Consider the following 13477-nt stretch of genomic DNA (forward strand, 5'->3'; position numbering starts at 1 on the left):
TCACCATCTCGTGTCTACCGAGCGGTGAGGTTTGGAGTGGACGGAGGGATCCCGGATCGCGGCATGCGCTTCCTGTGCGACGAGATGCTCCATGGGCTGGGCCGGTGGCTGCGGGGCGCCGGCTACGACACGGCGATCGCCGAGACCGGCGGGGCGGACGGAGCGCTGCTCGACCTGGCGCTGTCCGAGGGCCGGAAATTCCTGACCCGCGACCGGGCGATCCTGCAGCGGCGGCGCGCCGCCGATGTCGTCGTGCTGGTGCGGGGCGATACCGTCCGCGAACAGGCGCTCCACCTGGGCCGGAGGCTCGGGGTGGACTGGCTGGCCGATCCGCTGACGCGCTGCATGGTCTGCAACACCGAACTGGGGCCGGCACCGCCGGGACGCGCCGATCGGGCGCCGGCCAATGTCCGCGCGTCCGGCCTGCCGATCCGGCACTGCGCCGGCTGCGACCGGCTCTACTGGCCCGGCAGCCACGAGCGCCGCATCCGCGCCACCCTGCGGGAGTTCGCCCGGGCGAGCGCCCGGGACGCGCCGCGAGGGAACCCATAGGTCGGAACCGTGCCCCCCGGCCGCTGTTGGAACTGCTTTGACCGGAACGGCGCTCCCGAAGGAGCCCCAGGAGACAGTGAATGAGTGTGCAGCAGCTCGCCGTCGTGACCGGCGGTTCCAGCGGCATCGGCCTGGAACTGGCCCGGCAGTTCGCCCGCCATGGCTACGATCTCGTGATCGGCGGACAGGACGCCGCGAAGCTCGAAGGTGCCGCCGCCCTGCTCCGCCGGGAAACCGGCCGGGAGGTCCTGGCCGTGGCGGCCGACCTGTCCGATGCCGATGGGGTCGAGCGGTTCCACCGCAGCGTCCGCGACCTCGGCCGCCCCGTGGACGTGTTCTGCGCCAATGCCGGCGTGGGCGTCGGGGGCGGCGACTTCAGCCGGACCGACCTGGACGCGGAGCTCAGGCTGATCGACCTCAATGTCCGCAGCCAGGTGCACCTGTCCAAGCTGATCGTCCGGGACATGGTGGCGCGCGGCAGCGGCAGGATCCTCTTCACAGGATCGATCTCCGGCCTGATGCCGGGTCCGTTCGAGACCGTCTATTCCGCGTCGAAGATGTTCATCCGGTCCTTCGCCGAGGCCCTGCGGAACGAGTTGGCGCCCAAGGGGATCACCGTCACCGCCCTGATGCCCGGCCCGACCGACACGGATTTCTTCGACCGCGCCGGCATGAAGGGCACGCCGGTGGGCGACGGACCCAAGGACGATCCCGCCGAAGTCGCCCGCCAGGGCTTCGAGGCGCTGATGGCCGACCGCCATCACGTGATCTCCGCCGGCATCAAGACCAAGCTGCAGGGCGCCGCCACCAACCTGATGTCCGACCCGATGCTGGCCGGTGTCCACCGCAGGATGAGCGAGCCCAGGTCCGCCCGGTCGAACCAGGGGAACGGCTCCCTGGCGATGGTGGGAACCGGGCTGGCGCTCGCCGCCCTGGTCGCCGCCGCCGCGATCGGCCGGTCGGAGTTCCGGAATCATGGGCGCGACCGGCGTTACCGCAGCTGAAGCGGGAGGACCCGGCTCCCCGCCGGGCTTGACCGGAAAGCGCGGACGGACGATACTCCTCTTAGCTAACCTAGCTAGAAGGATCATCCGGTGTCGGCTACCATCAATATGCACGAAGCGAAGACCACGCTGTCTCGATTGGTGGAGCTTGCGCTGGCGGGCGAGGAAGTGATCATCGCGCGGGACGGAAGGCCGCTGGTCAAACTGGTTCCGATACACGCATCGCAGGAGCCGCGGCGGCCGGGGCGGTTGCGTGGCCGGTTGCGGATGGCCCCGGACTTCGACAGCACGCCGGACGACCTCATCGACGCTTTCGAAGGTAAGGCCGAGTGAGGCTTCTTCTCGACACGCACGCGCTGATCTGGTGGCTGGACGACGCGCCCGAACTATCCGACCGGGCGCGCCCAGCCATCGCGGACCGATCCAACGAGATCCTGGTCAGCATCGCCTCGCTTTGGGAAATCATCATCAAGAGGGCTCTTGGAAAGCTGGAATTCCCGGAAGATCTCGAAAAGACGATTTCCGAAGAAGGCTTCGGCCTGTTGGCGATCGGCCTTCCCCATCTCAAGACCCTGGAAACCTTGCCGGCCCTTCACCGCGACCCGTTCGACCGAATGCTGGTGGCGCAGGCCTTGGCCGATGGCCTCGTCATGGTCAGCGGCGATCCCGCCGTCGCGCGATACGGCGCGCCCATGCTCTGGTAACGGCGTCCCGCTGCGAAATGACCAGCCCAGCACAGACTCCAGTCAGGAACATCACCGCGGCAGCAGCCGCCCCAGGCTGTCGGCCGCCGTCTTCGCGACATAGGCCATCCACAGGCTGATGCCGACGAATTTCGCGCCGTCCTCGATCAGGTAGACCACCGTATCGCTCTCCCACAGGCCCAAGGGCTGCATCAGGAACGGCGTATCGCACAGGAAGCTCAGGGCGAAGAAGCTCCCGGCGGCGACCACGAGGCGGAGATTGTTTTCGGCCAGCACCTTTAGGAAACCCAGGCCGAAGGCCGCCGCGACGGCGATATAGCCAAGCTTGACGTACCGCTCCCGGATTCCGAGCCCGACCGGCAGTATCTCCTCGTGGAGCATGAAGGCATCGTCCAGCAGTAGCAGGGCCGTGAGCAGCCCCGCCGCCAGCCAGAACCGCCGCATCTGGACCGTCTCGTGGAAGCGAGTCACCGCATAGGTCAGGAAGGCGATGCCGGCGGCGGCGGCCCAGCCGAACAGCCCCAGCATGGAGACCATTCCCAGGAACGGATGGAAGCCCATGCTGTCGGCAGGATCGTTGAAAAGCTCGCGGTGCCCGAGAGTGGTTTGCCCCATAACGATCAAAAGGATGAGCAGAGGCCCGGCAACCGCCGAAATGATCCAGGCGTTGACGGATCCCGAAGGCTGAATAGTTTTTCTACTATGAGTTTCATGAACATTAGCCCTGACCGACATGACACCATCCAGATTTCATTTTGGTGTCAGTTTTATGAAAGAAATGACGAATACAAGATGGCGGGATCTGCGATTTAGTCTAACGGCCGATCTCATTCGGTCAGCGGGCTCACTTGCCGGCCCTTCACAGACGCCCTTTGTCCTGCTATATGGAACCTGGATCGACCTTTGAGCCTGGGAGGACTGCATGACATCGAAGTGCCTGCTTTTCATTCCCGGCCCGGTCGTCCGATAGCAAGCGCGACCCGGTCGCCCGCTTCCCCACCCGTTTCCGGGGTCTCACGTCCCATTTGATCGGTTGCGGCATCCCTCCCGCGCGGATGGGATGACGCGCGATCCGTTTCGGAGCCGGCGCGCCGACGCGCCGTTCGATTTCATGACCGTCGTTCGACGCACACGACGGGCGGATGCCATGCGCACCGTCCTCTCCTTCACGTTCCGCCACTGGCGGCGCCAGCCCGCGCTGGTCGCCGGGATCGCCTGCGCCATGGTCACGGCGACGCTGGCGGACGTCTTCATGCCGTACTTCGCCGGGCGGCTGGTCGACGCGCTGATGCTGGTCTCCACGGACCGGGAGGGTGCGCGCGATGCCGCCCTGGCGGCGTTCGGCGCCATGGCCGGCCTCGGCCTGGGCATGGTGGTGCTGCGCCATCTCGGCTGGACCGGCATCATCCCGCTGACCCTGCGCATGATGGGCGACATCTCGCAGGACGCCTTCCACCGGGTCCAGCGCTTCTCGACCGACTGGCACGCCAACAGCTTCGCGGGCGCCGTCGTGCGCAAGATCACGCGCGGCATGAACGCGCTCGACACCCTCAACGACACGCTGCTGCTGGCCCTGCTGCCCTCTGTCACCGTCCTGCTGGGCACCATGGTGCTGATGGCGCTGCACTGGCCGGTGCTGGGGCTGGTCGTGGGCGGCGGCACGCTGGCCTACATCGCGCTGACCCTCCACCTGTCCACCTCCTACATCGCGCCCGTGGCGAAGCTGTCCAACGCGCTGGACACGCGGCTGGGCGGGATGCTCGCCGACGCGATCGGCTGCAACCCCGTGGTCAAGGCGTTCGGCGCCGAGACGCGGGAGGACGAACGCCTCGCCCGCGTCATCGGGAAATGGCGGAACCGCACCTGGCATACCTGGACCCGGCACACCCGCAGCGGGACCACGCAGAACGCGGTGCTGCTGCTGATGCGGACCGCCGTCGTCGGCACGTCGCTGGTGCTGTGGTGGCACGGGCGGGCGACGCCCGGCGACGTGGCCTATGTGCTGACCACCTATTTCGTGGTCCACGGCTACCTGCGCGACATCGGCATGCACATCAACCATCTCCAGCGCTCGGTCAACGAGATGGAGGAGCTGGTCCTGCTGCACGGCGAGCCGCTCGGCATCGAGGACCGTCCCGACGCCAAGCCGATCCGCATCGGCGCCGGCGAGATCCGCTTCGACCACGCGGACTTCCACTACGGCGCCCACACCGTGCCGCTCTACCAGGACCTGTCGGTCACCATCCGGGCCGGCGAGCGCGTCGGGCTGGTCGGCCCCTCGGGATCGGGCAAGACGACCTTCGTCAAGCTGATCCAGCGCCTCTACGACGTCACCGGCGGCCGGGTGCTGATCGACGGCCAGGACGTGTCCGGCGCTACCCAGGCGTCCCTGCGGTCGCAGATCGCCATCGTCCCGCAGGAGCCGATCCTGTTCCACCGCTCGCTGGCGGAGAACATCTCCTACGCCCGGCCAGGCGCCTCAATGGCGGAGATCGAGCAGGCGGCACGTCTCGCCAACGCCCACGACTTCATCGCGCGCCTGCCCCGCGGCTACGCGACCATGGTCGGCGAGCGCGGCGTCAAGCTGTCGGGCGGCGAGCGCCAGCGGGTGGCGCTGGCCCGCGCCTTCCTGGCGGACGCGCCGATCCTGATCCTGGACGAGGCGACCTCCAGCCTGGATTCGGAATCCGAGGCCCTGATCCAGGAGGCGATGGAGCGGCTGATGCAGGGCCGGACCGCCCTGGTCATCGCCCACCGCCTGTCCACCGTCAGGACCCTCGACCGCATCCTGGTATTCAACCAGGGCCGCATCGTCGAGGAGGGCAGCCACAAGGCGCTGCTCCACCGGCCGGGCGGCCTCTACCGCCGGCTGTTCGAGCAGCAGTCGGCTCCGGACCGGGACCGCCGGTCGGCGGGGTGATCCCGGCCCGGTCCCCCTGCCCTATCGGCCGAACCCCTGGGGAGGGGTCATGTAGCCGACGAACAGGGAGAGCAGCGTCGTGGCGGCGCTCGCCACCTCGGCGCTGATCTGCATCTCGGGCTTCACGATGCTCAGGACGAAGACGATGATCGTGACCAGCGCGCCCGCGACGGCGCTCGTCTGGATCTTGGGAACCGGCATCAGGGAAGGGGCCGCGTTCTGCGTCGCAACTCCGGTCATCCAGTCCTCCTGTCGGATTGAAGCCGCGCCGGGAATGGCGCGGCTTCCCTTCATTAATCGAAGGCGCATGGACCGGCTGCGAACCCCTTCACATCCTTTCGGGACTACCTTGAATCTCCGGCAGCGCAGGGCTGTCCGGGCCCCTTGTCAGGCCGCAAGGAACGCGTCGTGGTGATGATGGTGCCCGTCCGGAACACCGAGCAAGGTGATCGGGGCCTGGTCCGCCGGAACCGTGTAGCCCGACGGGCCGTCGGACGAGGCCGACATTCCCGCGACCTGAGCGGCGATGCTGGGCGGATCGATCAGGTCGATCTTCACGTTCTTGCTGCCGATGGTCACCGTCTGCGTGACCGGGGCGGCCAGGCCGCCTTCGGAGAATGTCAGCTTGTAGGTGCCGGGAGCCACCGCGATGTCGTACCCTCCGGCCGCGCCGGTGATGTCGGTGACCGTCACGGGAGTGGTCGTGCCGGTCGAGACGGCCGTCACCTTGATGCCGCCGCGGCCTTCGCCGGGCGTGTAGAAGTCGTTGTCGTTCCGGTCGTCATAGGCGACGCCGGTGATGAAGGACGCGGTGCCGGTCTTGGCGAAGTCCTGGGTCACCATGGAAGCGTTGTAGTTCCCGAACTTCCCGAACTCGACGCCCAGGCCGACCTCCTTGAAGTTGTCGTTCAGGATATTGACCCGGTGGCCGGGACTCTTGAACAGCGAGTCGTGGCGCGCCAAGGTATGGGCCAGCTGGTTGATGGTCCCGGTGCTGCCGCCCCAGGAGATGTTCTCGCCCGCGGTCCAGCTGCCGGAGAACACATAGCCCTCGGCCTTCATGCGGGTCGTGAAGCTGGATCCGCCGGCCCCCCTGTGGGAGAAGGTGTCGGTGTCGAGCATCCAGGTGGAATGCTTGTGCGCCGCGTCGACGAGATCGCCGTCGAAGGCCAGCGGCTGCTTGGGCGCCGTGGAGATCTTCCCTGAACTCAAGCCCTGGTTAAGGGAGATCCCAAGCCGGGACGCCTCGGCGGTCGGATTGGCGCGCGCGTTGTTGATCAACTCAAGCATATACTGATCGTAAGCCGTAGGCTCCGGCATGGTCATTCCTCATAAGGATTGATTTCGATGCCGAAGTGCTACTTTGACTATGCTTTTCGAGTCAACCTATGGCGCAGGGACAATTATAAGTAAGGGATTGGGCGAAAAATCAGTCACCCTGCCCCGGGCAGCCGGCCGGTCCACCCAGGGCATGATCGCGGAGACTTCACGCCGCTTCCAGGACGCGTTCCCGGGTAAGGGTCGCCATCACCGGCCTCTCGTCGGGTACCTCGTTGACGGGAGGAACCCAGGCGGCCAGCGGCAGGGGTTTGTCGCACCATTCGGCGACGGAATGGGCGTAGACGAGGCGGTAGACGTCGTCGATCAGACGGTCGCGCCGGCATCCGATCATCTGAAGCTGACGGCTCGACAGCCGGTTGAGCGCCGCGTGGATTTGGTCGATGTCGCGGTCGAACCGCCATTCCCGGTAGCGCTCGACCGTGGCCTCCTTCACCCTCCGCCACCAGGTGTCACGGTCGGGCATCTTTTCCGCCGCTGATCGGCCCCCAGCGGAGGTCTCGACGGAGGTGTGTTCCGGCCTCAGATCGATCATGAGCGACATGGCTGTCTCCTTCGGGTTCGGTCAAGGATGAGCGGAAAACGCCTGAACCCGGATTTTCATGCATGGAAAAATCACGTCCCGAATGCTCCCGTGCCGGTCCGGAGGGTTGGCCCGATTATCGTTAACCAAGAATGGATGAAGGTTCGACTTCGTGCGTTCTCTGCGCAATCCCGGATCACGGAGGTTGAACATGACGCGCCAGTCCATTGTCGAGACACTTCACGAACACGTCGTCAGCCTTCGCCGTTTCGCCCTGGTCCTGGCACGCAACCGCGACGATGCGGAGGATCTCGTGCAGGAAACGCTCACGCGGGCGATCGCCGCCATCGACAGCTACCAGCCGGGCACGGACCTCCGGGCATGGCTGTTCCGCATCATGAACAACGTGCACATCAGCTCCCTGCGCCGGACCCAGGTGCGCGACGCTTCGCTTGACGAACTGCCCGACGCGGTGGTGGAGGCGACGCAGTCCCTGCGCATCGAGGTTCGCCAGGTCCTCGCCGCGCTGGACGAATTGCCGGAATCCCAGAGGCAGGCGATCCTGCTGATGGCGCTCGACGACATGAAGTACAAGGACGCGGCGCAGATCCTCGACGTGCCCCTCGGAACCTTCATGTCGCGCATCGCACGCGGGCGCGAAGCGCTGCGCCGCGCCATGGAGGGTGTAAAAAGCATGAAGCTCCGCGTCGTGGGAGGCCGGCCATGAGAACGAAACTCACGGAGATCGACCTGAACGCCTATGTGGACGGCCAGCTCTCGCCGGAGCAGGAAGCCCACGTCGAGTTCCTGCTGGAGGATCATCCGGACGACGACGCCAGCGTCAGGGCCATGGCCGAGCAGAAGCGCCTGCTGCGCGACGCGCTCGCCGCCCTGCCCGCCGAGGAGGGGTCGCTCCGGACGGCCGACCTGGAACGCCGGCTCGCCGACCGCCTCGCGCGGCGGGAGCGCGCCGTCCCGGTCGACTGGTTCCGCAAGGCGGCGGCCGTGGTGTTGCTGGTCGGCTCCGGCTGGGGCGGCCACATGGCCTATTCCGGCATGCGGCACCCGATCCCGGAATACGTGGCGGAGGCGGCGGGGGCGCACCTAGTCTTCGCCGAAAGCCCGGTCCGGCCGGACGGCGTCGACCCGACGCACCCGGTGCAGCTCGCGTCCTGGCTGTCGAGCCAGCTCGGCCAGTCGATCCGGATTCCGTCGCTGGAGGCGCTCAGCATCGATTTCGTGGGCGGCCGCCTGCTCGGCACCAAGGAAGGCCCGCTCGCCCATCTCGTCTACGAGGACCACGGCGGACACCGCCTGACCCTGACCATCGCCCCCCACCGGTACGAGGGCAACACCAGGCTGATGCTGGGCGAACGCGACGGAGTCTCGCTGGGTTACTGGAGCGACGCGAGCCTGAGCTACGCCGTGGTGGCGAAGACGAGCGACGCCCAGATCGGTGCGATCGCGTCCGAGATCGCCAGTTCCGGCCGGAGCGGGGGAGAGCGGGACGATCCGTTCGCCGAATAGCGCGGTCCCGCCGGGGTGATCTCAGCGGAGTGATCTCAGCGGGTTGGCCCGGGAAGCCGCCCGCCTTTCCTCCAAGTCGAGGCTTTGCCATGGGATACATGACGCTCATCGGCGGCGGGCGCGCGTTTCGCGCCGGGCTCGCCGCGGGACTGCTGGCGGCCGCGGCCGGCTTCGCTGGCGGCTACTGGCTGGGGGACCGCAACTCCCGGGAACGCACGCGCGTCGTGGCGACCTCGTGCGGCGTCGCCCCGGCCGATGCTCCCTTCTATCTGCCGCTCAGGACGCTTCAGGAAGAGGCATCCCATGTTCCCCTGCTGATCGGCCCGATCAGGATACCCGGGGTGCCGACGGCCGTGAAGCTGCGGTTCGATCCCGCCTTGGACGGGACCGGCGACACCGTGACCAAGCTGGGCGACGTCCTGCACCTGCCGAAGTTCCTGGGAGAACGTCCGGAGCCGCCGAAGGAGATCCGGTTGGCCTGTCGCGACGGCACGCTGACGACCGTCCAGTACCTGCTGGACGATGCCTCGACCACGTTCGCCGTGATGCGGCGCGACGACCGGAATCCCGCGACGGGCTCGTGACCGCTCTGCGCATCCGAAGTATCGGAGCGGCACTTTCCAGGACAGCCCAAGTCATACCGAAATGATCCCGGACGCGGGGATGAATTCACCGGCTGCGGCGTTTTCCTGCGACTCGAATCACAAGCATGAGGCTGATATGTCGAGCGGCGATCTCCCGGCCCCCCTGCGGCGCGCAGGCGCCGGGCTCCTCCGGCGCAGCGGTTTCGGACCCATGGCGGGCGTGCTGTCCCGCCATCCCCTTCTGGCCCAATGCCTTCTCGTCCCGGCGGCGGGCTGCGTGGCCCTGGGCTATTGGGCCGGCGGCCCGCCCGGGATGATCGTCGGGGTCTATCTGGTCGGCCTCGCCGCGATCCTCGCACGGGAGGGCTTCGCCGGATTGGCCGGCGACGCCGAGCCTTCCCGCGCGGAGAGGGCATCCATTCGTTTGTCCCATTGCAGGACCGGGGAGAATTCTCTTCCCGTTTCATTTACCGGGAGGTCACGATGACTAAGCAGTACCTTGAGAAGTCCCCTTCCGCCAGCCGCGCCCCGCACGATATCCTGGCGCTCGTCGCCGGCGCCGCGCTGTTCCTGTCGCCGCTGGCGTTCGGGTTCGGCGGCGGTGCGGTCAGCTGGGCCGCCTATGCCGCCGGCGCCCTGGTCGCCGCCGTGTCGGTGAAGATGCTGTTCACCCCGGCCGAGTGGAACAAGTGGGCCTACATCGTTCTTGGCCTCGGCACCTTCGTGGCGCCCTGGGTCCTCGGCTTCTCCGGGACGACCGACGCCCTGTGGACCTTCGTCGTCCTCGGCCTGGCGGTGGCGGCGGCCGGCCTCTGGCGGCTTTTCGCACCCTTGGGCTCCGAGACCTCAGGCCACGTCGGACCGGACGCGCATTCGACGTGAGGCCGCCGCGGGGCGGGCCGTGCAAAGCCCGCCCCGCGCTGCCGGTTCACGGCCCCCTTTCCCGCCACCTGATCTTCTTCACGGAGCGACCGGATGGTCCTGTTCAGCGGAACCCCGCGCCCGCGACTTGGCGGCTGGACCCAGGGCACCGCCCCGGCGCGATGGAAAACGGGCGCGTCGCGCGTCCTTGTCGTCCTCGCGGTGCTGCTCGCGGCCTATTTCACGATCGGAAGCTTCGCCCTGCACAGGATCGACGACGACACCGGCTTCGCGCCGCCGAACCCCGTCATCGGGGGGAGCCATACCGTCAACATGGCCGCGGCGCTGATCGAACGCGAGGTCGTCCTTCACGAGTGGCAGCCCAACGATCCCTGGTTCACGCCGGACGGGCTGCTCGACAACACTCCCAACTTCCAGCAGGGCATCCTCAGCGCGATCGGCCGACTGTCCTTCGAATTGCTGGACCAGTTCGGCCGCATGCGCGGATCGTCCCAGGCCGACCCCGACCTGGAGCGCGCCGCCGGCCTGCTCCAGTTCCCGGGCAATGTCTGGATCATCGACTTCAGCAAGTCCCTGATGCCGACCATTCCCAGCGAGGACCAGTACCGGGCGGCTCTGCGGGCGCTGGTTTCCTACAATACCCGCGTCGCCGCCGGCAACGCGGTGTTCGACCGGCGGGCCGACAGCCTGGCGGCCACCATCCTGCGCGTCGCCGCCGATCTCGGTTCCCAGTCCGCCCTGATCGACGCGCATCTGGAACAATCCAGCGGCTTCATCTTCAACCGCTCGGCGGACGACCTGTTCTACCAGACCAAGGGCAAGCTCTATGCCTACCACATGCTGCTGCGCGAGGTCGGCCGCGACTTCGAGCGCGTCATCCTGGAGCGCAACCTGAAGACCGTCTGGGAACAGACCATGGAGAGCCTGCGCGAAGCCGCCGTGCTCCAGCCGCCCGTGGTGCTCGACGCATCCACCGACAGCCGCCTGTTCGCCAGCCATCTCGCCAGCCAGGGCTTCTATCTCCTGCGGGCCCTGGTCCAGCTCAACGAAGCGGCGAAAGTGCTGGGCGTATGACGACCGGAGTTTTCCAGATGAATTCGACATCCACGCTCGCCGGGCAGTCCCGCCAGGGTGCCGGGCGAACCGACTTGCCGCCCCTGCCGCCCGCCCCGCTCCCCCTCGCCGTCCTTCCCGAGCATGAAGGGGAGGGAAACAGCTTCGAACGGATGGTCGGACGAATGATCCTGGTCAGCCGCTACATCCTGATCGTCTTCTACCTGGGGCTGGTGGTGGCGCTGGGCGTATACGCCATCGTCTATGCCCGGCTCATCTACGACATGGCGGTGGCCTACGACGAGCTCTCGGGCGTGGAGGCGCTGGCCACCATCCTGTCGCTGATCGACTTCGCCCTGGTGGCCAGCCTGGTCGTGATGGTGATCATCAGCAACTACGAGAATTTCGTGGGCCGCATCGTGTCGAACCGGAGCCTGACTGTTTCCTGGGTGGCGAGGCTCGATCCCGGTTCCCTCAAGATCAAGATCGGCTCGACCATCATCACGATATCCTCGATCTATCTTCTCAAGATCATGATCGACGTGGAGCAGTACCGGAGCGAGGTGCTGCTGTGGAAGCTCGCGATCTTCTTCTTCTTCATCCTGGCGGCCCTGGCCCTGGTGTGGATCGACCGGATCGGCGCCGTCTACCGCGACGCGACCGGCGAAAGCCGGCTCCACCCCGGGGGCAAGCGCCCGGACGACCACGCCTGAGGCGTGGAAAATTCCGTAAATCCCTCCGCCGACCTGATGCAGGTTAATGAAGGAAGGCCGCCGACGCGGAACGATGGGTCACCATGAAGGGTCCATCGTTCCGGGAGGCTTCACCATGCGCAGGCATGCCGACATCTGGTTCGTCCTCGTCAACGGCGCCAAGGCCCGCGTCCTTCGGTACCGCTCCTCGCATCCCGGCGAGTTCGAGTCCGTCCACGAAGAGGAATCCCGGGAGGCGGCGATGGCCGCCCACGACCTCGTCACCGACCGCCCCGGCCGGAGCCACGAGAGCGCCTCGCCGCTCCGGCACGCGATCGAGGGGTCGGATCCACACGAAGCCGCGATGGCGCGGTTCGAAACCGGCGTCGCCGACATGGTCAACCGGGCCGCGTCGCAGGACCGGTTTGACGGCCTGGTGCTGGTGGCACCCCCGCGCGTGCTCGGCAGGATGCGCCAGGCGCTGGACGACCGGGCCAGGGAACGGCTGATCCTGGAGGAAGGCAAGGATCTCCTTGGCCTGCCCGACGCGGAACTGAAGCCCCGCCTGTCGGCGCTGGTGACCCGATGATGCGGCGCGGGATGCTGGCCGCGGCGCTGGTGACGTTGGCGGCCCAGGCGACGGCCGACGCCCAGTCCGTCGGCAGCCCGGTCCGCGGCCGGGAACAGGCGGACCGGCTCTGCGGCGACTGCCATGTCGTCGCTCCCGGCCAGGACGGATCCCGGTCGCTGGGGCCGAACCTCGCCGAGTATGTCCGCGATCCGGCGATCACCGAGATGGCCCTGCGGAGCTACCTGCAGACCTCGCATCCGGTCATGCCCAACATCATGCTGACCGCGGAGGAGACCGACGACATCGTGGCATACCTGCTCGACCGGAAGGCCCCCCGGCAATGACCCCGGCGGCTACTGCAACGCCGCCAGTTCACCCGCCGCCGCCCGCCGAGGCGGCGACGCCTCGTCCTCGATGCCGGCCAGCGCGATCAGCCGCGACCGGTCCAGCACATGCAGGTGCTGCCGGACGAAGGTCAGCAGCCCGGCCTCGCGCATCTCCTTCAGGGTGCGGCAGACATGGACGGGCGTCAGGCCCGTGGCGTCGGCGATCTGGATCTGGCTGATCGGCAGGACGGCGTCGGTGTCCGGCGGCGTCTCCCGCGCTCCGGCCCGGTGCTGACGGTCGCCCAGGTCCAGCAGCAGCCGCGCGATCCGCTCGGCGGCGGAACAGCAGCCGAGCCCGCCCAGCAGGCGCCAGTCGGAGATCGTCTCGCCGGCCAGCAGGGACGCCATGCGCAAGGCGACGTTGGGAGCCCCCTCGCAGAACCGCAGGAGCTGCCCGCGGGACAGCGAGCATACCGTCAGGTCGGTCAGCGCCTCGACCGTGCAGGGCATGGTGCCGTCGGGGGCGGTCTCGAACCCGATCAGGCTGCCCGGCATGGCGAAGCGCAGGATCTGGCGGCGCCCGCTCTCGCGGACGGTGGAGGCTACGGCCCAGCCCGTGCGGACGATGTAGACGGCATCGTTCCGCTCGTGCTCCGTGCAGATTCCGGCGCCGGATCGGTGACGGCGGACCGGCCGTTTCAGGGCTCCGAATTCCGACAGCTGCTCGTCCGACATGCTTGCGCACAGCCCCTCCCGGCGCACCGGGCATGTTTGGCATTCCGATCGCATGGTTGACCTCGT

Annotated in this window: 19 protein-coding genes; 14 read left to right on the plus strand and 5 right to left on the minus strand. The window is 67.5% G+C overall.

Going from position 1 to position 13477, the window contains the following annotated elements; translation table 11 throughout:
• The first annotated feature begins 36 nt into the window (after positions 1 to 36).
• The 4 genes from JL100_RS34995 (at position 37) to JL100_RS35010 (ending at position 2260) form a co-directional block, all read left to right on the plus strand.
• Positions 37 to 552 carry a Mut7-C RNAse domain-containing protein gene (locus JL100_RS34995; protein ID WP_202684590.1) on the plus strand — a complete coding sequence of 172 codons (516 nt, stop codon included), beginning with the start codon at positions 37 to 39 and terminating at the stop codon, positions 550 to 552.
• A gap of 80 nt (positions 553 to 632) precedes the next feature.
• On the plus strand, positions 633 to 1556 hold the full coding sequence (locus JL100_RS35000; RefSeq protein ID WP_202684591.1) for an SDR family NAD(P)-dependent oxidoreductase: 924 nt from the start codon (positions 633 to 635) through the stop codon (positions 1554 to 1556).
• A 90-nt stretch (positions 1557 to 1646) separates the two neighbouring features.
• Positions 1647 to 1889 (plus strand): type II toxin-antitoxin system Phd/YefM family antitoxin, encoded by a 243-nt coding sequence (locus tag JL100_RS35005; protein ID WP_323378648.1) that lies wholly within the window; start codon positions 1647 to 1649, stop codon positions 1887 to 1889.
• The gene (locus tag JL100_RS35010) at positions 1886 to 2260 is read left to right on the plus strand and encodes a type II toxin-antitoxin system VapC family toxin (protein WP_202684592.1); all 375 of its coding nucleotides are present in this window, start codon (positions 1886 to 1888) and stop codon (positions 2258 to 2260) included. Before JL100_RS35005 ends, JL100_RS35010 begins: the two co-directional genes overlap by 4 nt.
• A 51-nt stretch (positions 2261 to 2311) precedes the next feature.
• Here the strand turns inward: JL100_RS35010 and JL100_RS35015 are convergent, their stop codons facing one another.
• Complete coding sequence (locus JL100_RS35015) at positions 2312 to 2875, minus strand: hypothetical protein (RefSeq protein WP_202684593.1); 564 nt, start codon at positions 2873 to 2875, stop codon at positions 2312 to 2314.
• Between the two features lie 496 nt (positions 2876 to 3371).
• On the opposite strand from JL100_RS35015, the gene JL100_RS35020 reads away from it, so the two are divergent.
• Positions 3372 to 5180 carry an ABC transporter ATP-binding protein gene (locus JL100_RS35020; RefSeq protein ID WP_202684612.1) on the plus strand — a complete coding sequence of 603 codons (1809 nt, stop codon included), beginning with the start codon at positions 3372 to 3374 and terminating at the stop codon, positions 5178 to 5180.
• A gap of 21 nt (positions 5181 to 5201) precedes the next feature.
• Here the strand turns inward: JL100_RS35020 and JL100_RS35025 are convergent, their stop codons facing one another.
• The 3 genes from JL100_RS35025 to JL100_RS35035 all read right to left on the minus strand — a co-directional run bounded on the left by JL100_RS35025 (position 5202) and on the right by JL100_RS35035 (position 7062).
• Entirely contained in the window at positions 5202 to 5420 is a 219-nt protein-coding gene (locus JL100_RS35025) for a hypothetical protein (RefSeq protein WP_202684594.1), read from the minus strand.
• A gap of 147 nt (positions 5421 to 5567) precedes the next feature.
• The gene (locus tag JL100_RS35030) at positions 5568 to 6470 is read right to left on the minus strand and encodes a CAP domain-containing protein (protein WP_202684595.1); all 903 of its coding nucleotides are present in this window, start codon (positions 6468 to 6470) and stop codon (positions 5568 to 5570) included.
• Between the two features lie 196 nt (positions 6471 to 6666).
• Positions 6667 to 7062, minus strand: coding sequence for a hypothetical protein (locus JL100_RS35035; RefSeq protein ID WP_202684596.1), 396 nt, complete (start codon positions 7060 to 7062; stop codon positions 6667 to 6669).
• A 190-nt stretch (positions 7063 to 7252) separates the two neighbouring features.
• On the opposite strand from JL100_RS35035, the gene JL100_RS35040 reads away from it, so the two are divergent.
• The 9 genes from JL100_RS35040 (at position 7253) to JL100_RS35080 (ending at position 12694) form a co-directional block, all read left to right on the plus strand.
• A complete protein-coding gene (locus JL100_RS35040; protein ID WP_202684597.1) occupies positions 7253 to 7768 on the plus strand; it encodes a sigma-70 family RNA polymerase sigma factor in 516 nt (171 codons plus the stop codon).
• Entirely contained in the window at positions 7765 to 8568 is an 804-nt protein-coding gene (locus tag JL100_RS35045; protein ID WP_202684598.1) for an anti-sigma factor family protein, read from the plus strand. Before JL100_RS35040 ends, JL100_RS35045 begins: the two co-directional genes overlap by 4 nt.
• A gap of 89 nt (positions 8569 to 8657) precedes the next feature.
• On the plus strand, positions 8658 to 9152 hold the full coding sequence (locus tag JL100_RS35050) for a hypothetical protein (protein ID WP_202684599.1): 495 nt from the start codon (positions 8658 to 8660) through the stop codon (positions 9150 to 9152).
• 136 nt (positions 9153 to 9288) lie between these two features.
• Positions 9289 to 9639 carry a hypothetical protein gene (locus JL100_RS35055; protein ID WP_202684600.1) on the plus strand — a complete coding sequence of 117 codons (351 nt, stop codon included), beginning with the start codon at positions 9289 to 9291 and terminating at the stop codon, positions 9637 to 9639.
• Positions 9636 to 10034, plus strand: coding sequence for an SPW repeat protein (locus JL100_RS35060; protein ID WP_202684601.1), 399 nt, complete (start codon positions 9636 to 9638; stop codon positions 10032 to 10034). Before JL100_RS35055 ends, JL100_RS35060 begins: the two co-directional genes overlap by 4 nt.
• 93 nt (positions 10035 to 10127) lie before the next feature.
• On the plus strand, positions 10128 to 11108 hold the full coding sequence (locus JL100_RS35065) for a DUF2333 family protein (RefSeq protein ID WP_202684602.1): 981 nt from the start codon (positions 10128 to 10130) through the stop codon (positions 11106 to 11108).
• A gap of 17 nt (positions 11109 to 11125) precedes the next feature.
• The gene (locus JL100_RS35070) at positions 11126 to 11800 is read left to right on the plus strand and encodes a YqhA family protein (protein ID WP_202684603.1); all 675 of its coding nucleotides are present in this window, start codon (positions 11126 to 11128) and stop codon (positions 11798 to 11800) included.
• A 115-nt stretch (positions 11801 to 11915) separates the two neighbouring features.
• A complete protein-coding gene (locus JL100_RS35075) occupies positions 11916 to 12368 on the plus strand; it encodes a host attachment protein (RefSeq protein ID WP_202684604.1) in 453 nt (150 codons plus the stop codon).
• Entirely contained in the window at positions 12365 to 12694 is a 330-nt protein-coding gene (locus JL100_RS35080; RefSeq protein WP_202684605.1) for a c-type cytochrome, read from the plus strand. The genes JL100_RS35075 and JL100_RS35080 overlap by 4 nt, the downstream gene beginning before the upstream one ends.
• A gap of 9 nt (positions 12695 to 12703) precedes the next feature.
• On the opposite strand, the gene JL100_RS35085 is transcribed toward JL100_RS35080, so the two are convergent.
• Positions 12704 to 13411 (minus strand): Crp/Fnr family transcriptional regulator, encoded by a 708-nt coding sequence (locus JL100_RS35085; protein ID WP_202684606.1) that lies wholly within the window; start codon positions 13409 to 13411, stop codon positions 12704 to 12706.
• Between the last annotated feature and the right edge of the window lie 66 nt (positions 13412 to 13477).

It is taken from the genome of Skermanella mucosa (genome assembly GCF_016765655.2).
Taxonomy (GTDB): Bacteria; Pseudomonadota; Alphaproteobacteria; order Azospirillales; family Azospirillaceae; genus Skermanella; species Skermanella mucosa.